Genomic DNA, 24,495 nt, shown 5'->3' on the forward strand with positions numbered 1-24,495 from the left:
TGATAAATATCCTGATTGTTAAAGATTCATCAGGATTTTCGTAATTTTGCAGGCGCAAATTTAATCATAATGAAATATATAAAGAATATAAAGAATTATTGGAGTAAAAGGAATAAGCATCTTTTGCTAACTCTGTTACTGCTGGTGATTTTCGGGCAGGCAGTGATGATTGGGAAGCTATTTTCCGAACGCGACCACAAATCGTATGAAGTAAATCTGGTAAAAATAAATACAGAAAAAGACAGTGTAGATTATCTGGAAATGAAGAACAACCTGTCCTTGGTCGATCAAACTGTACGTGAATTAAACGCTTTTTTAGCTGCCAAAAACCTTAGTGACGCAAGAATTAGCGTGTTGGCGCAAGACAGTATCTCCGATGCGGTATATCTGGCAAAACAGACCAACCGTTACAGCCAATATCTGATGGACCTTCAGGATAGGTTGCAGAAAGTTCCGCTTGGGATCCCGACTTCGGGATATATTTCCTCCAACTTCGGACAGAGGAAAAATCCGATCCCGGTGCGCAATGTATTGCTTGCTGCAGTAAAACCCGCTAAACCTGCCGCCGTGCAGTACGCAGAGGAGAAAGACAGCTTAGGGAACATCATTCGTAAACCCATGCCGGCACCGGTGATAAAAAACGACCAGCCAAAGGAACAAAACCAAATGCAGTTTCATAAAGGGATTGATATCGCCGTGGCTTATGGCACCGATGTGGTGGCTTCAGCCAAAGGGAAAGTGATTTTTGCAGGTCAGAAAGGCGGTTACGGTAAATGTGTGATCGTTTCTCATGGCAACGGATTGGCTACTTTGTACGCGCATCTTTCAGACATCCTGGTAGCGGCCAATGATGAGGTGAAAGTGCATCAGGTAATCGCAAAATCGGGGAACTCTGGCCGTTCTACAGGGCCACACCTGCATTATGAAGTACATAAGAACAACACACCTGTAAACCCAAAACTGTTCATGCAGCTTTAATTAACCGGATATTAGGATTTGATATAAAACACTGTTTCGACAGTGTTTTGTTGTTTAATGTAACTACCGAAACCTATTTGGTGAAGAAGAAAGATGGAAAAAGTAAAAAACCGGCAAATGAATTAACTTCAAATGCCGGTTGTGGTGACCTCGACAGGATTCAAACCTGTAACCTTCTGAGCCGTAATCAGATGCGCTATTCAGTTGCGCCACGAGGCCGTGTTTTTCGGTTTGCAAATATAGCAAAATTTTGTTTCCTTTGAAATATGAAACGATTTTTTTTAATAATTTTTATACTTTTTTTATGTTCATCCTGTCACGACAAGAAGCAAACTGTTGACGAAAATTGGCGGAATGTCTCGCAAAATGTTCAGTTTCAGAAAGATGAGCAGGTTTTTAAACTGAAGTCCGGTCGTTTTACCTATGAGATCCCATTATCTGAACTTCCTTTCAAAAAAGTGCTTTTACTGAACGCAAGCCTGGTAGGTTACTTTACCGAACTTCAGTTGGAGCATAAAATCGCCGGAATATCCAGCCCCGAATACGTGTATTCCCCGAAAATGAAACAATTAATTGCAAAAGGACACATTCAAAACCTCGGAAATGAACAGAAATATGATGTTGAAAAAATCCTGGCACTGAACCCGGAGGCTATTTTCACTAACTATGTCGCAAGTTTTGAAAATACGTATAACCTAATAAGACAAAAAGGCATCAAAATCATCTTTTTAGATGAATATATGGAGCAGAACCCACTTGAAAAGTCTGCTTATCTACTGATTTTCGGTGAATTGCTAGGCGCACAGGAAATGGCCGAAAACCGTTATCAGCAAATAGTGGATAATTATCATGCCCTTGCTTCTTTGGCCAAAAAAAGTCATCAGTCACCGACAGTGCTGGCCAACGAAATGTATGGCAACCAATGGTTTTTGCCGGGTGGTAAAACCAGTCTGGCCATGTATTTAAAAGATGCCAACGCGCACTACATCAATGCCGGTAACCCAGCAGAAAAAGCTGTGCCTATGAGTTTTGAAGAAGTGTTTAGCAAATCGCAAGAGGCTACTTTCTGGGTAAATGTCGGTAATCATAAATATAAGAAGGAATTGTTGCAGATTAACCCGAATTATGCTGAGATGAATGTATATAAGAACGGGAAATTGTACACGGTAAGCGGCCGAGAGGCTGGTAGCTCAAACGATTATTTTGAAAGCGGCGTGGTGCGTGCAGATCTGGTGCTGAAGGATTATATTAAAATTTTTCATCCGCAGCTATTGCCCGGTTATAATTTAACCTACCTGAAACCGCTGAACTGATTTATATTTATATTTTTGCAGCTTCAAACCGTGCTTTTTATTCATCATCTTTATGTGGAAGAAACTTAAGAAACTACTATATATCGTTATCCTTGCCAATATTTTATTCATTGTATGGGGTAAATTCTTCAATCCACCCATTACGATAACCCAAATGGGTGGTGTGGTGGATTATGGCAAACTCGAAAGGGATTATATTTCCTATGCCGACATGGGTAATAATGTAAAGAAAGCGGTTATCGCTTCGGAAGACCAGGCTTTTTTCACCCATAACGGTTTCGATTATAAAGCTATTGAAAAAGCAATGAAGCACAACGAACAGGGCAAAAAACTGCGTGGCGGAAGCACCATCTCACAACAAACGGCTAAAAATATCTTTCTTTGGCAGGGCCGCAGTTGGCTGCGCAAAGGGCTTGAAACCATTTATACCTTCATCATTGAAACCATTTGGGGTAAAGAAGTTATTCTTGAACGATATTTAAACTCCATTGAAATGGGCCAGGGCGTTTTCGGGGTAGAAGCGGCGGCTGATTATTACTTCAACAAATCATCAAAAGACCTTACAAAAAGCGAAGCTGCATGGATTGCCGCCATCCTACCGAATCCCAAAAAATACGATCCCAAAAATCCTTCTGCCTATCTGAAACGCAAACACCGTTGGATCCTGCGACAGATGAGTCATGTAAGTCTTAAATAAATTATCTTTGCAGCGATGATGCCTTTTCAACGGAATAAAGTAAATTTCAATACGGTGCTTGCCAAATATTTCAGCTTCCGTAATGAAACTAAATCGCTGGAGCCACTTTCAGAGCTGATGCGCAACCTCCGCGATACCCAGTTCTCGGAAATCCTTTCCTTCTTACATGATAATCCGGAAATTGCTGAAAATTTCGGCTTCTACCTTAACCATCTGTTTGACGGTAAACCATTCAACCTGTCGCTTACCGAAGCCAATATCATCTCTGAAAATGCCTTCTTCCCGGAATTTAAGAAGCGTTTACTGAATAAGATTTTGCCCCCAGTAGAGAATGAAAATTCCGTGTGGGTATTGGTGGATACAACCTCTGTTCGGCCAATTAAAGATTTGGAGTATTTCCGCAGTTTGCACCCTGAACAGTTGGATCAGTTTTTCCGTTTATTGAGGATTGATGACATGGTTGCGCGCCCCAAAGCTAAGCGCGAATTACTGTTTTCACTGAATATTCTGGCTTGGCGCGCCATCGGTAACGCCATGGATGCTGAAGTCGTAAATATGGTGCCCAGCTACCGGCAGTTTGATAATCCTTTTTTGGCCCTGCAGAATGAACTGGATGTGCTGAACGAGAATTTTGCCGCAGACCAGCAATATTTCCTGACCTCGCGGGATGAGTTGTACAAACAGATCAAGGTGTACTTACAACAATGCCTTAATTTTGTAACGCTTGCCTTTAAAAATTCTGAAAAATACGGTATCTCAAGTAAGATCAACCAATCTTTGATCAAGATTCGGCAGCAGCTGAACCGTATGGCAGATATTCTCCAGATTCTGGTGATTGACGCGCCAGAGGATGTCTTAAAGAAGTCTAAGCAATTGTTTTTCAATATATTAGAATATAAGACGCACAAAAACAATATACGCGACCTGATTTCCGACAGTACCACGCTGCGCTCCCACCTGATCACCAATCACACCGCGGAAACCGGTATGCATTACATTACCTCTTCGCGGGCAGATTATGTAACGATGTTTATGAAGGCTGCTGGCGGCGGTATCATAGTGGCCTGTCTGGTCGTACTGAAGCTTTTTTATGGCTCTTTGCCGGGCAGTGATTTCTCACACGCGGTACTTTTTGCGTTCAATTATGCGATGGGCTTTATCATGATTTATCTGATGAATTTCAGCTTGGCTACTAAACAGCCTGCGATGACGGCGGCTACGATGGCAAAGGTGCTTTCGGATGGTGAGAATAAACGTAAGAATTACAAGGATTTTGCCCATTTAGTGTCTAAATTGTTCCGCTCGCAGTTTATCGCTTTTGTGGGGAATGTACTATTGGCCTTTCCGGTGACATTGGCGATCATTTATGGTCTTGAAGTGCTTTTCCAAGAAAATTTTGCGGCCGAGAAAGCCACCAAATTGCTCAGGGATCAGGATCCGTTTCAGTCCAAAGCCATTCTGCATGCGTGTATCGCAGGTTTTTTCCTGTTCATTTCTGGGATTATTTCGGGCAACGTAGGCAACAGTTCTGTGTATTACAACATCCCGAAACGCATCGCCAAAAATCCCTTGCTTAATTACTTCATCGGGGCAAAAGCGGCCAAGAATATATCAGATTATTATGCACGCAACTGGGCTGGGATCGTCTCTAATTTCTGGTTTGGGATTTTTCTGGGTGTTACCGCTCCAATAGGGATTTTCTTGGGGCTTGATCTGGATATCCGCCACATCACGTTTGCAGCCGGTAATATCGCGCTTGGTTTTTATGGGAAAGGGTTCGTGGTAGATCCTTATACCGTTTGGGTTTCCGTAACCACGGTTTTCTTGATAGGTTTTTTCAATTTTGCGGTGAGTTTCGGACTTTCCACGCTGTTGGCATTCCGGTCCCGAAAGGTGAATATGCAGGAAATCCGATTGATATTCCGCGAGATCTTCCGTTATTTTATGAAGAATCCGCTGCGTTTCTTCCTGCCGATACGTTCACATCTTGATGATTCCACTCAAAACCTGCTGCGTGGCACCAAGGCTACAAAATCTGAAGATCGATAAAGTTTTCAGCACCGAATCTATCCCTGAATTTCTCGAGAAAAAAAGTTTTCCGCATTTTGAAATCGTTTTTTAACAGAGGCGATTTGATCTTGATTTCAAGTATTTTTTTATTCAGGTTCACCGACTCTATTTCCTGAAACAGCGCGTCGTTTAAATAATCACTCAAAAAATCCTTTACTTCAAAAGCCAACAGTTTTTCTTCAAACCCGTGGATGCGCGCGAATGATTTTACCAGATCAGAAGCCTGAAACTCTCTTTTACGTGGTTTTTTCATGCCTGGATTTCAAAGATTTTCGATTCTTCATTGATTTTTTTCACCACCGCCTCAGTGCGTTCGCGGCTTGTATCGGTAATGAATATCTGCCCGAAATGTTCCCGGTTCACGAGTTCTATCAATTGTGAAACACGCGTGTCATCCAGCTTATCAAAAATATCATCCAGAAGCAGCACGGGTGTCTTGCCGGTAAGTTCTTTCATCCTGTTCATCTGCGAAAGTTTCAGCGCTATCAGAAACGACTTCTGCTGGCCCTGGCTACCGGTTTTTTTTATCGGGCTGCCATCCATTTCGAACAGCAGGTCGTCTTTGTGGATGCCGCGTGAGGTGTGCGTGAGCAAACGGTCTCTTTCTAAATTCGTTTCCAGAAGCGTTTCAAAACTGGCTTCAGAAAGATCAGATTGGTATTGTATCGTAACTTTCTCACGGCCGTTTGACAAGATGTCATAATACTGTTGAATGAGTGGCGAAATGGCGCTCGTAAAATCACGTCTTTTATTGAAGATGGCTGTGCCAAACCGGCTGAGCGGCTCATTATAGATTTCCAGGCTTTCTGCATCGAAATAGCGGTTTCGGGCAAAGTTTTTAAGGAGTGCGTTTCTTTGCTGCAGCGTTTTTTGATACTGGATGAGATGAAAAAGATACTCGGCGTCGGTTTGCGAGATCATCGCATCCAAAAATTTCCGGCGGCTTTCCCCCGAATCAGAAATGAGGTTAGAATCGTACGGAGAAATGATCACATTAGGCAAAAAACCGATGTGGTCTGCGAGCCGATCATAGGTTTTATCGTTTTTTTTAATGATTTTTTTGGCTTCACGGGGCATCTGGACCTTGATGATGTTCTCTTTATCACCATCATTTATTTCGGCTTCAATCGCAAAAAAATCCTCACCGGCTTGTATATTATTAAGGTCTGTGTTTCCCAGAAAACTTTTCCCGACAGACAGGTAATGCAGCGCATCCAGAATATTGGTTTTCCCCACGCCATTGTTACCTACAAAGCAGTTGATCTGCGGTGAAAATACAAATTTCTGTTCTGTGTGATTTTTAAAATGATAAAGAGAAAGACTTTTAATAATCATATAAGAGCTTGCTTTTTGTGGTTAAATATTATTTTTAAACCGGAAAAAAGCGACATTTTTTTATTGGATGTAAAGATACGCAATGTAGAATAAAAGCGGCAGGCCTGTACAACTTTCTATCCAAAAGGTAAAGTAGGTATTTCGGCTGCTGTTTGTAGAAAAGTATATCAGGAAAAATGTAATGACAGAATTTAATAAGAAAGCCATGGCAAATGCTGTTTTTAAATAAAGAACTGAGATAATCGCCGCTACCAAGACCAGCCAGTACGCCATAACTTTAGTTCTTTGCACGCCAATGAGTTTAGGGAAAGTTATCACTTTGTCCTCATGCATATCCCGGATGTCAAACGGAAGCACAAGCGCAGTGATGAAGAGCAGCGTAACGAAGAAGATACCGAGGTGAAATTCAGGTAAAATGAGCCATGAGTTTACCAGCGCCCATGTAAAACCCACGTAAAATACCTTTAACAGCGGCACTTTTCGGATGTAGATTTCAAGAAATGTAGAATTGTACATCAGCCCCAATAAGACAATAACCAGCCATTTCACAAGGCGGATTTCATTATGATTCTGAAAAATTAAAACCGCTGAAATTATTCCGCAAAGTAAATTGAAAACCAGGATTTTCGGAAAGAGACGGTGTTTCTGATATTTCGTATAAAGATATCCGCTGAAATAAGTGATGAAAATAAGCAGCACCGTGGGCCAGCGGAATATATTTTGCTCCAGCATGAAAAATACCGCCAGCGCGGTTCCCATCAACGAAACATAAATCTGCCCGTCAATGATGTATTTTTTCGCTAAATTTAGAAACTGCATCTGCGCAAATTTAACCAATAATTACTTGCCCAATCCTACTTATATTCCAGTGCTACAGATATGAACAACTTTACACGAATTTTCACCGTTTTCCTGTTTTTAATACTTTTCACGCCTATGTTCGGACAAAAACTTTACGATGACCAATGGAAGAAAATTGAAGCCAATTACAAATCCGGAAAATACAAATCGAACCTTCCCATCATTTTAGAAATCCAGAAACAGGCCGTTAAAGACGGTAATGCAAACCAGCTCATCCGTTCGCTGAAAGCGGAATTCAGCATCGCAAACCAAACGCAGGACGATGAGAACAACGATTCGGCGAGCCGGTTTTTTACGAAGCTTTCCACTTTCGGAAATCAGTTGAAAGGCGAGCAGCGCTTGCTTTATGAGGTTCTTTTGACGGAATTCTTCAATGATTATTACGATAATGAATCATGGGAAATCAATCAGCGCACCAACATCAACAACCAGGATTTTTCACAAATCGAAACCTGGAGCAAACTTGATTTTAAGAATTATCTGACCAAAAAATATAACGAACTCGAAGCGAAAAAACCCGATTTGCAGAAAGTGCAGCTTTCCAAATACAAGGCGATTTTCGAGGAAACGCAGGATCTCGATTATTTCCCGACTTTATTTGAATGGAACGCCATCAATCAGATCGAATTCCTTAAAGATCCAAATTTCTTTACACCAAACGAACTTAAAGCAAATCATACGAAGATTTTAAGTCTTTTCGATGAACTTATTGCAAGGAATTCTGCGAATGCAAAACTGTATTTTGAACATCAGAAACTCAATTATTCCTGTGAGTTCAGCAACTGCAAAGACCGTTTGGTGCAGCTTGAAAATTTAGTAAAATCTCCTGTTGATGGTGATTACAAACTTCTGCTTACGGCGGAAATGATGGATGAACTTACCCAAGACCAGAAATTTAAAGAAGCGCTGCTTCTCGCAGAAAATGCTAAGAAAAATTATCCAAAATCCAAATTCCTCAACAATATCCTTCAGCGTGAAAATCAGATTGTAAATCCGTCCCTGAACATCAAATATGAGACGCACACACAGTCTAATCTACCCATTCATTTGGTGGCCAATGCGAAAAATATCCGTCAGTTTTCGCTGAATATTTATGAAGTGAAAAGCGATTTCAATAATTTCTTAAAATATGTCAGCGATTCTTACAGTAAAGAAAATTTCGCGGCCGTAAAGAAATCTTTGGTCCGCAAAGAAACCTTTGAGCTGCAGGATTTGAAGGATTTCAAAACGCATACAACTTCTTTGGAGATCAAGCCGTTGCCTTCTGGCATTTATATGGTGGAATATGTGGTTGAGAATGCTATTCAGGAACATTTTTATTTTATCGCGACACAATCGCGGCTGATTTACCACAAAAAAGATGAAAGAAAATTCTTAGAAAACCAGATGAAGCTGGTCAACCGCGAAAACGGAACATCGATTTCAAATGAAGACCTTAAAATCCTTGAATATGGTAGGGGAAAAACCGGAACCGTTGTCGCTGAGAAGACTGACGCTTCCGCTAATTTTAAATTCCCGGGAACAGCTGAGAAGGCCTATTACCGCTACTATTTGGTGCAGCAGCCTAGAACCAATGACTTTAATCTGATGCAGGTTTATGGCAATCAGTATTATGGTGAAAAAAAGATTCAGGACCGCGAACAGGCGCAGATTTTCCTTGACAGAGCCATCTACCGTCCGGGGCAAACGGTTTATTTTAAAGTGATCGCGACAGCGTTCAACGGTGAATCAAGGAAAGAAAATGTCGTTTCAAAATCTAAACTCAATGTTATTTTAAATGATGCGAATGGTGAAGAAATCTCGAAACAGCAGCTCATCACCAACGAATTTGGCTCCATCAATGGCAGTTTTATTCTTCCGCAGGGAAAATTGAACGGCCAATTCAGTATTGTAGTGGATAATGATGATGAAGATTCGGATTATCTGATTGGTGGTACTAAATATTTCCAGGTCGAGGAGTACAAACGCCCGAAATTTGAAGTCGTCATCGACCCCGTTAAAGATGAATACAGATACGGCCAAACCCTAGAAATCAAAGGAAAAGCCATGACTTTTTCCGGCATTCCGCTGAGTAATGCGACGGTGAATTACGAGATTAAAAAACGCAATATCCGATGGATGTATTTCTGGTGGTACCCACGCGGAAACGATAACGAAAACTCCATTTTAGGTGAGGTGAAAACCAATGAAAAAGGGGAGTTTGTCATTAAAGTCGAGCTTCAAAAAGACGAGACTTTAGACGGAATTCAGATCGATAATTACGAAATCAATGCTTCTGTAACCGATATCAACGGCGAAACACAGTCGGAAATGGCGAATGTGAAGGTTTCTTCGGTTTCACATTACCTAAAAGCCGATGACATCAAAGATACTTTCACGGATGAAAATATTAAGATTAAGGTTGAAACAAAAAACTACAACGACCAAAATTTAAACAAACCATATCAGGTAAAACTGTCGAAACTTAGCGGGGATGCAAGGGTTTTCAGAAGCAATTTTGAAAACGAAATTCAGGATTTGCCTAAGTTTTCAAAAACAGAATTCATCCAGAAATTTCCGCACGATTATTTTTCAGAAGATGAAAAAGATGAAAAAGAGGACAAAGTTGTTTTGGAGAAGATGCAAGAGCCCAGAAGCAAGAATCAAGATAAAAATAATGGTCCTGAATCTGATATCTTAAATCTTGGTGCTCTACCTGCCGGAAAATACAGACTGGAGTTGTACAATATCGAAGGAAAAGACACCATTAAAACCGAAAAAACCTTTGAAGTTTTCGATAAAAGGTTCCTGGTAGATACGCAGAAACCATTTCTGAAAGTCATTCAGCCAAAAAATGAATTTAAAAGAAACGAAAAAGCAAAAATTTATGTTTATTCCGCGGTTCCGAATGCTTTGGTAAATGTTTTCGTACAAAATGGAAACGGTAAAACGGCAACCGAACAGAAAACTTTCAAAAACGGCGTTTTGGAATATGAACTTGCATTTCCGAATGATGAAAGCATCGACCAGATCAATGTTCAGTTCCAATTGGTGGCTTTCAATGATGTGCAGACGGAATCGGTTAATCTGAAGATTGCGACTGACAAAAAACGTTTGCGTATTGAAACCGTGACTTTCCGCGACAAACTGCAGCCGAACTCCAAAGAAAAATGGACAGTGAAAATCCTTGGCGAGGGCAAAGAGCGCGTCAACGCCGAAGTTTTGGCGAATATGTACGATAAATCTTTGGATCAGTTTGCGATGAATTCTTACTCGTGGCAAAAACTGTATCAGCAATATTTCCGCGTGAATTCTTACGGCTTCAATGAGTATTTAGCGCAGGAAAATTACAGCAAAAGAGTAGGGTATCTCAATCAGAGAGAAATTAATATTCCGGAATTTCAATGGTTTGATGGCGGGATTTATGGATTACCTATAATTACCCGACAACTTGAAACGAGTGCAGGATTAGTAAACCAAGTTGGCGCGAAAGATGCGAACTATGCTCCACCACCGCCCTCAGTATCGAGTACTGAGGTTTATTCAGAAGTTGAAGAAATAGATGCAAAGGGGTACATTGTTAAGATAAATGGACAACCTGTGCGACCTAGAAAAAAAAGATCAGATGAAAAACAAAGTTTAGACAAAATCCCCGTCCGCCAAAATCTCAACGAAACCGCATTTTTCTACCCGAATTTAATGACGGATAAAGACGGCAATGTAACTTTCGAATTCACTTCACCAGAAGCGTTGACTCAATGGAAACTCATGTTTTTGGCGCATACAAAGGATGCCAGAGCGGCCACACTTGAAAAGGAAGTCGTGACGCAAAAAGAATTTTCAGTCACGCCAAATTATCCCAGATTTCTGCGCGAAGGTGACGAACTGAACCTACAGTCGAAACTTTCGAGCTTGGTTAATCAAAAACTCAGCGGAACCGCGCAACTACAAATCTTAGACGCCTTCACCAACGAGGATATAACCGAAAAATTCGTAGAAATTCGAAATAATTCGCGCCAATTTGCATTAAAAGAAAACGGAAATGATGTCGTAAATTGGAAGTTAAAAGTTCCGAACGATGTGTCTTCGATTATCATCAAGGTCGTAGTGCGGGCCGGAAATTTCTCCGATGGTGAACAGAAAGCCATCGCTATCCTTCCGAACCGGATGCTGGTGACCGACGCGGTTCCGATTTTCGTTAAAGAAGGCCAGACTAAGACCTTTACCCTGGAAAATTTAGCAAAAAATACGTCCTCCACCGCGAGCAATTTTTCCAACACACTCGAACTGACGACTAATCCGATCTGGGAAATTCTGTTTGCGCTGCCAAGTCTGAAAAACGACCAGAACAATTCGGCGGATGTGATCTTTAATAAATGGTTTGCGGATGTTTTGGCGTCTGAAATTTTTAGAGCAAACCCAAAACTGAAAACCGTTTTCGACGAATATCAAAGCAAAGGTTTGCTTACTTCAAATCTTGAAAAAAACCAGGAGTTGAAACAGCTTCTGCTCGAAGAAACGCCGTGGGTTTTGGACTCTAAAACTGAAACGGAACAGATGGAAAAACTCGCACGGCTTTTTGATGCCAACACGATGCGCAATTCTATTCAAACGGATTGGGCGGAACTGAAACAACTTCAGAACCCGGACGGCGGTTTCTCGTGGTATCAGGGTTATCCGAGCTCGTATTACACTTCATTATATATCCTTAAAAATTTAGGCAGGATCAACGAATGGCTGAAAGGAAATCTCGCTGATTATCAATCTTCCGAACAGAAAGAACTGGTGTCGAAACTCATTGCGTATGTTGATCAGGAAGTCAATAAATATGACAACACCGACAAAAAACTGGTGGTGAATAATTTCGTGCTCGATTATCTCGACACCCGCAGCTACTGGGAAGCACAATATCCTTTAAAAACTAAAGGAAACGCCCTCAAAAACGCGGTGATGACAAAAGCCAAAACCGAGAAAATCACCGATTTTACTTTCTTCGGACTTCACCGGTTGGCACTTCTTTTTGATAAATACGGCATGAAAACCGAGTCAAAGAAATTCCTGACGTACTTAAAGGACACTTCCACCGATACCCAAACGCAGGGCGTTTACTGGAAACAGAACCTCAACGACTGGGGTTGGTACTCAACGAAAATCGTAAACCATGCCGGTGCATTGGAAGCCTTTAACAAACTGACTCCGAACGACATCAATTTCATCGAAGAAATGAAGATCTGGCTCGTCACCCAGAAAGAAGTCAACTCCTGGGGAAGTTCGCGCGGCACCGCCGAAGTGATTTTCACGATGCTGAATTCCGGAAAATCGTGGACAACTGCAGAAAGCGATAAAGCCACAATTATTTGGGGAGGGAAGGAACTTGTAAATCCGGACACAAAAGCCACCGGCTATGTGAAATCAACTTTAAAACCAGAAAAAATCGACAAAAACTTAGGAACGGTAACCGTTACCAAACCCGGCCCGGGAATCGCTCAGGGCGGCTTATTCTGGCAGTATTACGAAGATCTGGATAATATAAAATCCTCGGAATCTTATCTTTCAATCACCAAAGAACTGTACAAAAAAGTGAAAACGGTCAATGGTGAAGAATTAATTAAAATCACAGAAAATTCACCGCTGAAAGTCGGTGACAAAGTTACGGTACGAATGATCCTGAACACCGACCGCAACATGGAGTTCATCCACCTAAAAGACATGCGCGCCGCAGGTTTCGAGCCGCTCAACGTAATTTCCGGCTACGAATGGAAAAACGGTCTCGGCTATTATCAAAGCACAAAAGACGCATCCACCAATTTCTACATCGAGTACTTGCCGAAAGGGAAATACGTGTTCGAGTATGATTACATCTGCAACGCTTCCGGAACCTTCAACAACGGTATCACGACGCTGCAAAACTACTACGCCCCGCAGATGAACGCCCACACGATGGGAGCGAGAGTGACCATTTCGGAATAATAATTCTCCGGAAATAAGCTCATAATGGGCCATACCACAAACCCCGCTTTTCAGCGGGGTTTGTGGTACCGCGCTTTCCGCTGCAAGTTCCTGCCAGTGCCTTGGCCACCGCTGGCGGAAGCTTTCCGCTGCAATCGCTTGTCCGTACCCAAGCCTGAAACACGTTTTTTGATAAATATCAAAGGAAAAGTTGAAAGGTTTTCCGAACTTTGCACCCGCAAATCATCTAGAACATGACACATTTCCGTAAAATATTTATCCACAGTTTATTATTGCTTCCGCTGTGCCTCTCGGCACAGCAGGCGCCTACGCTGCGCGAACTGGTCGATAGCGCCATGGTACAGGACGGTGCCTTGCGCAACCAGATCCTTGAAAACCGCTACACTCACCTCGATGACGAAAAGCTGCGCTCAGTTTTTCTGCCAAAACTCGAAATCAGTGGCAAGACAGGTTACACGCAGGCAAACGTTCAGTTTCAGTCCCCCGAAATCACCGTTCCTGCGGTAAAGCCGGTTTTTCCCGGGATGCAGATTCCCGCCGGGCAAATTAACGATTTGTCCGTGTCCGGTATTTCAGCCGCGGCAAAGGCCGAAGCTAGTGTACTCATTTATTCCGGTGGTAAAGTGAAATATCTGCGTGAAGCCAACCGGGAGAAAAACCTGTCGGAAAAAGTGCTTATGGAGAGAACCAAAGATGAAATCATCACTGAAATCTCGAAAGCATACGATCAGCTGGCCTTAATCCGTGAGACCGGAAAAACGCTGGCTGAAGCAGAAAAACGTCTGGCGATTAACAGGAAAACTGCGGACAAGGCTTTGTCTTACGGTTTGATCACGCCTTATGATCACAAAAAAATAGAACTTGCACAGGCCGTACTCGACTCAAAAATGGTGGAGTATGAAGGTAAAAAAGAACTGCTGATGACTCAATTGAGTTTATTAACAGGAATTGAACGGGCACGGATCAGTCAGATTTCAGCCGCTTTAGAGCCGATTGCAAACGTTGTCTCCGATTTCAGTATAGAAAACCGCTCCGAAATTCAGGCGCTGAACCACGGAATAAAAGCGACAGACTATAAAATAAAAGCCGAAGAAAGATGGTGGGTGCCAAAAGTACAGGCGCAGTCATCTTTGTCTTACCTCGGTTTATACGGCCGAAACATCAGTTCAAAAGACGAATTATTACCCGGTAGAAAACTGGATATCAATCCTTCAAATTTAAATATACTGCCGCTTTTCGAGGCCGGGATCGCTTTTAAATGGGATGTTTTCGATGGAAACGAAGGTCGGCATGCCATAGAAAAAGCAAAATTAGATCGTGAGATTCTTAACGCTAAACGGCAGGATGCTTTAAAGAAACTTCAGTTGAATTTAGCCAGTCAGCAAACCGGTTTTAAGACTGCCGGTGCGCAGGTATCGCTGAAACTAAAAGCCAAAGAAATTGCGCAAAGCGCGCTGCAGCAGGTTGAAAAAGAATTCCGCTACGGTTCCAAGACCTCTTCCGCGCTCATCGAAGCTGAAAACGATCTGCAAAACGCAGAGCTCGAACTTCAGACAGCCATCTTTAATCAGCGCCGAGCCGCCATTGAACTGATGAAAGCCACGCAAAACCTTAATATTGACGCACTTTAATTGTAAAAATACAGAACTCTAATGAAAAATCACTTTTTATCTATTTCATTTATATTGTCCTTTTTGATGCTCACCGGATGTTCCGAAACTCATGAAAAACGTGTACTAACCGAGGGAAAAGCCAAAAAGGATCTGGTCACTTTTTCTCCAAAAGTTACAGGACGCATTCTTGAAATTTATGTAGAAGAAGGCCAAATGGTTAAGGCTGGCGATACGCTGGCCAAACTCGACGTACCTGAAGTTTCGGCAAAAATTGCGCAGGCTCGCGGCGCAACTGCAGCTGCCCGCGCACAGGCGCAACTCGCCCGAAACGGTGCCACACAGGACCAACTGCGTCAACTGAATGCCAAACGAAAGGGATTGCAGGAGCAGTTTTCTTATGCACAAAAAGCCTACACCCGAGCACAGAATATGTACCGCGACAGCTTGCTTTCTCCACAGAATTATGATGAAGCTTTTGCAAAATATCAGGGCGCAAAAGCGCAGCTGGATGCCGTAAATGCGGAATTGCATGAGGTACAGCTCGGTACCCGCTATGAGAAAATTGATATGGCGCAGGGGCAGGCAGATCAGGCCGCCGGCGCGTTGCAGGAAGCCACCGTGGCCTATTCTGAACGATATGTGATCGCCACGAACGATATGGAGATTGAAACCATCAGCCTGAACAAGGGTGAACTGGCGACAGCAGGCTACGCACTTTTTTCGGGGTATATTCCTGACACTACTTATTTCCGGTTTACGGTTCCTGAAAGTAAGATCGCAGCGTATGGGAAAGGTAGGGAAGTGCAGGTGATAGTAAATTACAGCAAGAAAGAAATCCCCGGCAGAATAATCTCGTTGAAACAACTCGCAAAATATGCTGATATCACCACCGCCTTCCCCGATTATAATCCGCAGGATGCGGTGTACGAGATAAAAGTGAAACCCCTGAACAGCAAAGATGCCCAGCAGGTACTTGTTAACGCCACCGTTCTCCTGAAACAATAATCTGATGAAACAGTTACGCTATTTGCTTCGCCGCGAGTTCCGGCTCTTTTTTACCAACCGTACCATGCTTTCGGTATTTTTTCTGGCGCCGATCGTGTATGCGCTGCTGATTGGTTTCACGTATGAAAAAGGGAAGGTAGAACATATTCCGGTGATTCTTGTGAATCAGGACCAAACACCGCTTGCAGGCCAGCTGGCAGAGATGCTGGCAGATAATAAAACCATCAGTGTCCTGAATTATGCGGAAGAACCCGCCAACATTAACGATGAAGTCATCAGAACGGAAGCGGCAGCCGTGATCATCATTCCAGAAAGATTTGAGGCCGCGATGTTACAGAAAAAATATCCGGAGGTGAATGTGTACATTAACACCTCGAATGTACTGACCGCAAATTTTGCTACGAAAGCGATCCAGCAGGTATTGGGCACATTTTCAGCCGGTGCGGAAATGAAAGCGATGCAACGCAAAGGGATGTCGGCAGAAATGGCCAAAACGCAGTTTGAGCCTTTTAAAGCCAATTACATTACGCTGTTTAATACCACCAGCAATTATCTGATTTTCATGTGGCCCGCGATGATGGCCGTGGTGCTGCAACAGGTGATTCTGCTGGCGATGGCGGTGACTTTCAGTGAAGAGTTCAAGAGGGAATCTTTTAAACGGGATTTTGCGGGAAAACATAAATATGCGATACTGGTGATGACGCTGAAATGTCTGCCGGTATGGATTTTCGCGAATTTCAATATCCTGTTCTTCTATGCTTGCAGTGTGTACTTTAAAATTCCGGTGCCTGAAAACATCCTCAATTTTATATTGCTGACAGCGGGTTTTGTAGTGGCGGCTACCAATTTGGGTGTGCTGGTAAGCATCCTGATTCCGGATGCGCTGAAAGCGACACAGATTTTAATGGTGATTGCCTCACCGGCATTCATCATCAGTGGGTTTACCTGGCCGTCTTCGGCAATGCCCGCATTTATACGGTTTTTCAGTGATATTATTCCGCTTACGCCATATCTTGAAGCACTAAAAATCATGGTGGTACAGCGGGGCTCGGATGCTTTAACGCAACGCTATTTTATTCACTTATTTATTCTAGGTTGGGTATATTTTATTTTGGCCTGGGCGGCTTTGAAGATCAAGATTCATTTTCTGTTTAAAAAATATCAGATTGATGAGGCTGAGCAGGATAATGATGTGCTAAGGTGATTTTCGGTTATAAAGGCACTTGTAACCGTGTTTTTTGATGGCGGTTTTCCAGGGGAACATAATTACACTTACTTTTGTAAAAAACTAGCAGGTGCAGATTTTAGAAATCCTTGAGCGGCATATTACGGTTGATAACGAAATCCGAGAGTTCGTGCAGCACAAAACCCACACAGAAACCCATCCGAAAGGTACGCTGCTTACCCGCCAAAACCAGTACAGCCGCAAAATATACTTTATGGAAGAGGGCCTGGCCCCAAGTTTCTATTATGAAAATGGCAAAGATATCACCACTAATTTCTATACCGAAGGTAAAATCCTCGGTAATGTAGACAGTATTTTCACCGGCGTACCTACCCGTTATAATTTTGAAGTCCTCGAAGAAAGCACCCTCGTGTCGTGTAATTATCAGGAGTTGGAGGCACTTTGCGCTGTGTCTTTGCCGGCCGCCAATTTTTCGCGATACATTTTGGGCAACCTGATGACGCAGACACTCGCGCGCCTAACATCTTTGCAACACATGACCGCGAGGGAAAAATATGAACAGTTGCTGGAAGAAAACCCTGGCATCATCCTTCGGGCCCCACTTGGGATGATAGCCACTTACCTCGGTATTTCCCAAGAGACACTCAGCCGCATCCGCAGTGAGAAATGATGGGGAATCCTTTGAAAAAGCTATCTTTGTTCTTCATAAAAAATTGAACCATGCAGGATATCTTCAGTCCTCTAGATGCACAGCAATACATCGACCGAATAAACCGCCTGACACCCGAAACTCCCCGAAAATGGGGGAAAATGTCTGTAGACCAAGTCTTGGCGCACCTCAATGTGTCTTATGAAACCATTTATGAGCCGGGCAAACATCCGAAACCCGGTTTCATCGCTGCTTTTTTACTTAAGAATTTCGTGAAGAAGAAAACGGTAAATGAACTTCCTTACAAGCAGAATATCCCCACCGCACCGATGTTTATCATGAAAGGAGATAAAGATTTTGAAGCAGAGAAAAAACGGCTGATCGGGTACATACAGAAAACACAGCAACTCGGTCGCGAAGCTTTCGACGGGAAAATCTCGCATTCATTCGGGAAGTTGACCGCGCAGGAATGGAATAATATGCTTGCCAAACACCTTAATCATCATCTTGAGCAGTTTGGAGTTTAAATTGCTGTACCGGGATAAAAAATAATAAACGATGGTACGTCAAATTATCTCCGTAATCGCAGGGTTGGTAACCGTAGGCATTACAGTCGCTGCAATACAAATGCTGGGTCATTATATCATTCCGATGGCACCAGGCAGTGACCCCAATGACCCGGAAGCTGTGAAATCTTACATAGAGCAGCATCCCGCCGCCATGCTTTTTGTACTTATTTCCTATGCGGCAGGTGCATTTTTAGGTGGGTTTGTCGCTACAAAACTGGCCAAAGACCACAGCCGGTCCTCAGCCTTTATCATCGGAGCTTTGTTCGCGCTAATTTCTGTCTATATGATGCTAACCATTCCTACTCCGTTCTGGTTTTGGGTACTTGGGATTGCTGCGTGGGGACTTGTACTTACAGGCCGGAACGTAGCACGCCGTACAAACCGGCATAAAATTCAGTAAAACAGTTGGTACGTTACTAAAGATTTGATGAAGGTTTATCCTGAAGTTTATCTGTACGCAGCATTTTCTAGGATGACAGCGTAACCTTGTCCTACACCAACACACATGGTGGCTAAAGCATAGCGTTTACCGGTTTTATGTAATTCGAGCGCAGCGGAATAGGTGATCCGTGCGCCGCTCATCCCAAGTGGATGACCGAGGGCAATAGCGCCACCATTCACGTTTACGCGGGGGTCATCTGTAGCGATGCCCAGTTCGTGTAAGCAGGCGATGCTTTGTGCGGCGAAAGCTTCGTTCAATTCAATGAAATCCATATCTTCCAGAGATAATGACGCTCTTTTAAGTGCGAGTTTCGTAGCTTCTACCGGACCGATGCCCATAATCCGAGGTTCGGTTCCGGTGACTGCTGAGGTGACGATTCTGGCCAAAGGCGTAAGCTGATAAGTTTCCACCGCTTCTTCTGAGGCAATTAACAGCGCAGCTGCACCATCATTGAGACCGGAGGCATTGCCAGCAGTCACTGTACCATTTTCGGGGACAAATGCCGGACGTAATTTTGCCAGAATATCCATTGTTGTATTAGGTTTCAGGAACTCGTCGGTGTTGAAAATGATTGGGTCTCCCTTACGTTGTGGGATTTTTATGTCAACTATTTCCTCGGCTAAACGACCGGATTGTTGTGCTGTCTTTGCTTTCCGCTGTGAATTAAGTGCAAACTCATCCTGTTCGGCCCTTGAGATCTTATATGTTTCAGCAAGATTTTCTGCTGTTTTACCCATGGCTTCGGTGCCATATAGCTTTGCGATCTGCGGGTTTATAAAGCGCCAGCCAAAGCTGGTGTCATACATTTTCTGTTCCGTTCCGTAGCTGGTTTCAGCTTTCGATAGGGCATATGGAGCACGCGTCATCCCTTCCACACCACCGGCAATAAAGAGGTCACCTTCACCTGCTTTTATGGCTCTGGCAGCCTGCACTACCGCACTCATCCCCGAGGCACACAGCCGGTTTACAGTTTCCCCAGGTACCTCTACCGGCAGCCCGGCGAGCAGCGCGCCCATTCTTGCCACATTGCGGTTATCTTCGCCGGCTTGGTTGGCACAGCCTATTATTACATCGTCAATTTTATTTAGAGGTAAATTAGGATGTCTGTCACTAAGATTTTTAATGACTGATGCCAGAAGATCATCGGTACGTAGCGCAGACAGGCCACCTTTAAAGTTACCGATTGCTGAACGGACACCATCAATAATATATGCGTTTTTCATGTGATTCATTAGTGTTCGTAAATTTAATAAAATAAATAAGACTTCCCATCGGAAGCCTTAATGTCCTTTCATAAGGGTAAATATATAAATGATATGATTGCGGTAAGAACGTATTCCGCACGAAGTGTCAGCAGTGAGTGTTTTTGTATCTGTTTGATTTAAAATTAATAAAAACACCAGTAAACATCATCAATAGATAAATGATTAAATACTTTTTCTTTTAACCATATTGGCCAGGCTGCTCACCAACACCACAGCGGCAGTCACTAAGGCAAAAGTAGTGATTTCAGAATGTTGCATTTCTTCCTGCGAGATCGCTATGAAAGCCCAAACCGCGACTAAAGAAAACACCGCTGTATTTCGGCTCCAGGTCATGTATAAATGAATGATGGTCACAACGCCCAGTACAATCATAGCCCATGCCGCGCCTGAAAGTCCTAGTTGTTCCCAGCCTGTCTGTGCAAGCCAAGAGGAAGTCGCCACCGTGAGTGCCACGGTGATCCAACCCGTGTAAATCTGGAACGGGATATTGATCAGCCATTTGGCAATGCCTTCAGTGTATTTTAATACGTTGAGTAAAATTTTCAGCAGAGCAATCAGCATGATTACAAGGATCAATACAGAGGTTCCGGTAGCGCCGTATAGCCAAGCGATAATCCAGGCACAATTTGCCACACATGAGATTACAAACCACCAGCCTGCATTCTCTACGATGCCATCGTGCTGCTTAGTTTTTTTAGTGAAAAGACTTTTGCCGGTGTAAATTACAAAGCCTAACAGCAGCAAATAAATAAGTCCCCAAATGGAAAACGCATATCCTGCGGGCGTAAGCAACGTATGGTATTCATCAGAAACATTTCCGATGGTTTTCCCGTTGAAGACGCCGGTATTGCTGACGTAGTTGAAAATAATGGTGAATACCAGTGCAATTCCGTTGGCAATTTGTAATGTTCTTTTCATGATGTATGATTTAACCTTTCGAGAGGTGAAAAAATCATTCCAAAAAACATTAGTCGTAATCAAGCCACCATTTACGGTATGTCTTATTATCATCTTCCCAGGCGGCCTTTTCGCCAATGGCGGGGGTGATGATGCGTAGATTCTCGGTATTCAGTTCGGTTACTTTATTCAGTGGCTCGTTCCATGGGTGTGCAGCCAGCGTGAATTTCGATGAATGTACCGGGATCATACGTTTTGCGCGAAGGTCTTTCATGGCCTGTATGTTTTCTCCTGGCATAAAATGGATGTAGCGCCAATCTTTATTATATTGCCCGTTTTCAAGGATTGCCAAATCGAAATGGCCGTATTTCTCGCCTATTTTACTGAAGTGTCCATCATACCCGCTGTCGCCACCGATGTAAATGCACTGCCGCGGACTTTCAAGCACAAAACTGGCCCAAATCGCTTGGTCCCGCTTTAGTCCACGTCCGGAAAAGTGCCGTGCGGTTTCGCAATGTACGGTAAATCCTTCTTCTAGATTGTGTTTTTCGCCCCAATCCAACTCAATTATTTTTTTCGGGTCGTAACCCCAATACTCCAGATGTTCAGCGGTGCCTAGGCCAGTGATGACGGTTTTTACTTTAGATTTTATTTTGGTAACGGTTTCAAAATCCAGGTGATCCCAGTGATCGTGTGTAATCATCAGATAATCCAGTTCAGGCAAATCATCAGCAGAATATAGATCAGTGCCGGCGAATGCTTTATTGATAAATGAAAAAGGTGCGGCGTAGCCACTTAAAACAGGATCTACAAGAATTTTCTTGCCTTCAGTCTGTAAAAAATAAGAGGAATGTCCCATCCAAATGAATACGTTTTCGTGCCGCTGAAGATTTTTAAGGTCTGTTTTGGTGAAATTGAGTTTTGTGGCAGGTTTCAACAGCTTTTTGGTACCGAAAAGCATACGGAACATCACTTCCGGCATCGAGGTATCCTCTGCAAGCTGCGGTGTCGCATTCAGGTTATCGAAACGGCCGTTTTTATAATGCGGCGAGTTTTTGATCCTTTCGAGGCGTTTGCCCGAAGGTGCTTTGCCGAATTGGGGCTGGTTGATGATGATGAGTGTGGCGACAAGAAGCAGCACAACAACAGTGATAAAGGCAATCATTATTTTAAGGAAGATTTTCATTTATTCTACAGAAAGACAGCAAATGTAATTCAATTTTAGGGATGATGGAAATCAGGCAGTTATTTTCGGTTACCGGTAAAATTATCCTTAATTTTAATACTATAATTTAAAAATCAACACCATTATGCACGAGAATGTAATTGTAAAACAGAAACTTGCGTCACCGGCTGAAAAAGTGTGGAAAGCCTTAACCGATAAAGCCCAAATGAAGCAGTGGTATTTTGACATCCCCGATTTTGAGTTGGGTGTCCACAATGAATTCAATTTTTATGAACCCGGAACCGCGCAGAAATTTCATCATCATGCAGAAATCCTGGAAATCATTCCCGGAAAAAAACTGAAACACACATGGTCTTACCCGGAACTTTCAAAAGAAAAAACCATTGTAAAATGGCAGCTTGAAGAGGATGGGGACGCCACAATCGTTACCCTGACACATAAGGGCCTCGAAAACCTCCACCATCTCGGCAGTGAGTTCCATCGGGAAAACTTCGAGAAAAGGTGGGCTGAAATCGTGAACGTGCAGCTAAGGAAATATGTAGAATATTAAAAACACGCCTTGTGGCGTGTTTTCTATGATGTTTTAACAGGGAGCTGTTCCCTTTTCTGTAATTTTCTGAAGGTGTAGGCGCTCATCATGATACTGAATTCATATAGCAAAACCAATGGGAAGGCGGCCATCAACATACTCATCACATCGGCTGGGGTAATGATGGCTGCCACTACCATAATCAGCACAATCGCATGGCGACGGTAAGTGCGCATGAATTTTGGTGTCAGAATGCCGATGGATGTCAGGAAGTACACAATCACCGGAAACAGGAAAACAATGCCCATTCCTAAGACTACCTGTAGGAAAAGCGTGGTATAATCCGTCAGATCGAAAAGTTGTGTGATCGAATCTGAGATTTTGAAAAGTAAACCGAAATTAATCGCAAAAGGCAAAATAAGGAAGTAACCGCAAAGGATGCCCGCCAGGAAGAGTATCCATACAAAATTGATCAGAAAAACCGAATTTTTTCTTTCATTGGGATGAAGCGCGGGTGAAATAAAACGCCAGAGTTCCCACACGATATACGGAAAAGCCGCTACCAGCCCACCAAAGATGGAAACAGACATCATTACATTAAACTGCTGGAAGAGTTTTTTCTGCTGCACGGCAAACTCACCGGGAAGCACGATGCTGTCTTCGCCGATCAGCTCGCGCGAAAAATGATTTACCACCCGAAAGGTAAAAAAATCATTTCTGGTGGGCCCAAAAAAGATATGGTCCATAATCCAGTTCACATTTAGTCCTACCACAATGGCGCCAACCACAATAGCAATAAGGGAGCGGATCAGGTGCCCGCGTAACTCGCCGATGTGTCCCCAAAAAGACATTTCTTTTCTCTCGCTCACAGATATGGGTGTTTTTATGGTTAAAAAAACTGCGCAAATTTAACGTAAATTATTCAACCATCTATCAGTTGATTCCTTCATCTAAAAGACGGTGGATATCAATGATCCCATGATATCTCCCGTTAGAGGTGACAATCAGTTGACCGATGTTCTTGTCCTTTAGAATAGCCATTGCTTCCTTCGCAAGCGCTTCTTTATCAATGGATTTTGGGTTCTTGCTCATGATGTCCCGTGCGGTGACAGTGCTCAGGTCGTTTTCGCCAAGCAACATCCGGCGCAGGTCGCCATCGGTAATCACGCCGGTAATTTGTTCGCCGTCTGTCACTACCGTAATACCGTGTGTAGAAGCACTGATGGAAATGATAATCTCGCGGATGCCGGCAGTTTCGCTAACCTGTGGTTTTTGTGGTGAAAGGAACTGCTCTACCTTGGCTGTCAGGTTTTTGCCCAGACTTCCGCCCGGGTGAAAACGTGCGAAATCATGCGCGCGAAACCCGCTGAGTTCCATCAAACAAACCGCCAGCGCATCGCCAAGCGCCATCTGTACCGTGGTAGAGCTTGTCGGGGCCAGTTTAATAGGGCAGGCTTCTTTATCAACAGAGGTATCCAAAACAATGTCAGATATTTCCGCAAGTTTGGAAGTCATTTTTCCGGTCATGCCGATCAAAGCCGCCGAGTATTGCTTAAGGAAAGGCAAAAGCGTCACGATCTCAGGCGAATTCCCTGAGTTGGAGATGCAAAGGACCACATCAGTATTCTGTATCACACCCAAATCCCCGTGGATGGCCTCTGAAGCGTGCAGAAACTGCGATGGGGTACCGGTGGAATTCAGCGTGGCCACGATTTTATTACCAACGTGAGCGGATTTGCCAATGCCTACGATGATTAGTTTGCCCCTCGCTTCGTGTATGAGTTTCACTGCGCTGATGAAGGCTTCACCAAGACGGTTTTTAAGCTTTTCGAGTTCTGAAATTTCGGTTTGAAGTGCCTCGCGTGCAATTTGAAGGATATGGGCGTTTTCCATAGTATTTGGCAGAAGATTGTCGGGTAATAAATTAATTGATGAAGTTTTTACCCAAATG

General features: G+C 43.2%; 20 protein-coding genes and 1 tRNA gene. 12 read left to right on the forward strand and 9 right to left on the reverse strand.

The window, feature by feature from the left end; all coding sequences use genetic code 11:
- Positions 1-78: 78 nt before the first annotated feature.
- Positions 79-978 (forward strand): M23 family metallopeptidase, encoded by a 900-nt coding sequence (locus CO230_RS04280; RefSeq protein WP_410492874.1) that lies wholly within the window; start codon positions 79-81, stop codon positions 976-978.
- Between the two features lie 142 nt (positions 979-1,120).
- Here CO230_RS04280 and CO230_RS04285 read toward each other — a convergent pair.
- Positions 1,121-1,197 (reverse strand) — tRNA-Arg (locus CO230_RS04285).
- A gap of 47 nt (positions 1,198-1,244) precedes the next feature.
- Here CO230_RS04285 and CO230_RS04290 point away from each other — a divergent pair.
- From CO230_RS04290 to CO230_RS04300, 3 genes are read left to right on the forward strand one after another with little or no spacing between them, the layout of a single operon-like run.
- On the forward strand, positions 1,245-2,291 hold the full coding sequence (locus CO230_RS04290) for an ABC transporter substrate-binding protein (RefSeq protein WP_122027463.1): 1,047 nt from the start codon (positions 1,245-1,247) through the stop codon (positions 2,289-2,291).
- Between the two features lie 52 nt (positions 2,292-2,343).
- Positions 2,344-2,988 carry a monofunctional biosynthetic peptidoglycan transglycosylase gene (gene mtgA, locus CO230_RS04295; protein WP_122027464.1) on the forward strand — a complete coding sequence of 215 codons (645 nt, stop codon included), beginning with the start codon at positions 2,344-2,346 and terminating at the stop codon, positions 2,986-2,988.
- A 15-nt stretch (positions 2,989-3,003) separates the two neighbouring features.
- Positions 3,004-5,037: a recombinase gene (locus CO230_RS04300; RefSeq protein ID WP_122027465.1), complete on the forward strand. Its 2,034-nt coding sequence runs from the start codon at positions 3,004-3,006 to the stop codon at positions 5,035-5,037.
- Here the strand turns inward: CO230_RS04300 and CO230_RS04305 are convergent.
- From CO230_RS04305 to CO230_RS04315, 3 genes are read right to left on the reverse strand one after another with little or no spacing between them, the layout of a single operon-like run.
- On the reverse strand, positions 5,015-5,311 hold the full coding sequence (locus CO230_RS04305) for a hypothetical protein (RefSeq protein ID WP_122027466.1): 297 nt from the start codon (positions 5,309-5,311) through the stop codon (positions 5,015-5,017). The two genes, CO230_RS04300 and CO230_RS04305, sit on opposite strands and share 23 nt — an antisense overlap.
- Entirely contained in the window at positions 5,308-6,393 is a 1,086-nt protein-coding gene (gene recF, locus CO230_RS04310) for a DNA replication/repair protein RecF (RefSeq protein WP_122027467.1), read from the reverse strand. Before recF ends, CO230_RS04305 begins: the two co-directional genes overlap by 4 nt.
- A gap of 60 nt (positions 6,394-6,453) precedes the next feature.
- Positions 6,454-7,212, reverse strand: a complete 759-nt coding sequence (locus CO230_RS04315; RefSeq protein WP_122027468.1) for a hypothetical protein — start codon at positions 7,210-7,212, stop codon at positions 6,454-6,456.
- Positions 7,213-7,272: 60 nt separating this feature from the next.
- Here CO230_RS04315 and CO230_RS04320 point away from each other — a divergent pair, with 60 nt between their 5' ends.
- The 7 genes from CO230_RS04320 to CO230_RS04355 all read left to right on the forward strand — a co-directional run bounded on the left by CO230_RS04320 (position 7,273) and on the right by CO230_RS04355 (position 18,625).
- Positions 7,273-13,203 carry an alpha-2-macroglobulin family protein gene (locus tag CO230_RS04320; RefSeq protein WP_122027469.1) on the forward strand — a complete coding sequence of 1,977 codons (5,931 nt, stop codon included), beginning with the start codon at positions 7,273-7,275 and terminating at the stop codon, positions 13,201-13,203.
- A 233-nt stretch (positions 13,204-13,436) separates the two neighbouring features.
- Complete coding sequence (locus CO230_RS04330) at positions 13,437-14,834, forward strand: TolC family protein (RefSeq protein ID WP_122027471.1); 1,398 nt, start codon at positions 13,437-13,439, stop codon at positions 14,832-14,834.
- Positions 14,835-14,855: 21 nt separating this feature from the next.
- A complete protein-coding gene (locus tag CO230_RS04335) occupies positions 14,856-15,821 on the forward strand; it encodes an HlyD family secretion protein (RefSeq protein WP_122027472.1) in 966 nt (321 codons plus the stop codon).
- A 4-nt stretch (positions 15,822-15,825) separates the two neighbouring features.
- Positions 15,826-17,025 (forward strand): ABC transporter permease, encoded by a 1,200-nt coding sequence (locus CO230_RS04340; RefSeq protein ID WP_122027473.1) that lies wholly within the window; start codon positions 15,826-15,828, stop codon positions 17,023-17,025.
- Between the two features lie 91 nt (positions 17,026-17,116).
- Positions 17,117-17,677 carry a Crp/Fnr family transcriptional regulator gene (locus CO230_RS04345; RefSeq protein ID WP_122027474.1) on the forward strand — a complete coding sequence of 187 codons (561 nt, stop codon included), beginning with the start codon at positions 17,117-17,119 and terminating at the stop codon, positions 17,675-17,677.
- A gap of 50 nt (positions 17,678-17,727) precedes the next feature.
- Positions 17,728-18,183, forward strand: a complete 456-nt coding sequence (locus tag CO230_RS04350; RefSeq protein ID WP_122027475.1) for a DUF1569 domain-containing protein — start codon at positions 17,728-17,730, stop codon at positions 18,181-18,183.
- A gap of 31 nt (positions 18,184-18,214) precedes the next feature.
- Positions 18,215-18,625: a hypothetical protein gene (locus CO230_RS04355; RefSeq protein WP_122027476.1), complete on the forward strand. Its 411-nt coding sequence runs from the start codon at positions 18,215-18,217 to the stop codon at positions 18,623-18,625.
- A 47-nt stretch (positions 18,626-18,672) separates the two neighbouring features.
- Here the strand turns inward: CO230_RS04355 and pcaF are convergent, their stop codons facing one another.
- The 3 genes from pcaF to CO230_RS04370 all read right to left on the reverse strand — a co-directional run bounded on the left by pcaF (position 18,673) and on the right by CO230_RS04370 (position 21,994).
- Positions 18,673-19,890, reverse strand: coding sequence for a 3-oxoadipyl-CoA thiolase (gene pcaF / locus CO230_RS04360; RefSeq protein ID WP_122027477.1), 1,218 nt, complete (start codon positions 19,888-19,890; stop codon positions 18,673-18,675).
- A 204-nt stretch (positions 19,891-20,094) separates the two neighbouring features.
- A complete protein-coding gene (locus CO230_RS04365) occupies positions 20,095-20,850 on the reverse strand; it encodes a tryptophan-rich sensory protein (RefSeq protein ID WP_122027478.1) in 756 nt (251 codons plus the stop codon).
- Between the two features lie 49 nt (positions 20,851-20,899).
- Positions 20,900-21,994, reverse strand: coding sequence for an MBL fold metallo-hydrolase (locus CO230_RS04370; protein WP_162989978.1), 1,095 nt, complete (start codon positions 21,992-21,994; stop codon positions 20,900-20,902).
- Positions 21,995-22,139: 145 nt separating this feature from the next.
- Between CO230_RS04370 and CO230_RS04375 the strand changes: the two genes are divergently transcribed.
- A complete protein-coding gene (locus tag CO230_RS04375) occupies positions 22,140-22,565 on the forward strand; it encodes an SRPBCC family protein (RefSeq protein WP_122027480.1) in 426 nt (141 codons plus the stop codon).
- Between the two features lie 23 nt (positions 22,566-22,588).
- Here the strand turns inward: CO230_RS04375 and tatC are convergent, their stop codons facing one another.
- Positions 22,589-23,413: a twin-arginine translocase subunit TatC gene (gene tatC / locus CO230_RS04380; protein WP_185140502.1), complete on the reverse strand. Its 825-nt coding sequence runs from the start codon at positions 23,411-23,413 to the stop codon at positions 22,589-22,591.
- A gap of 64 nt (positions 23,414-23,477) precedes the next feature.
- The gene (locus CO230_RS04385) at positions 23,478-24,437 is read right to left on the reverse strand and encodes an SIS domain-containing protein (protein ID WP_122027481.1); all 960 of its coding nucleotides are present in this window, start codon (positions 24,435-24,437) and stop codon (positions 23,478-23,480) included.
- Between the last annotated feature and the right edge of the window lie 58 nt (positions 24,438-24,495).

This window comes from Chryseobacterium sp. 6424, from assembly GCF_003692615.1.
Taxonomy (GTDB): Bacteria; Bacteroidota; Bacteroidia; order Flavobacteriales; family Weeksellaceae; genus Kaistella.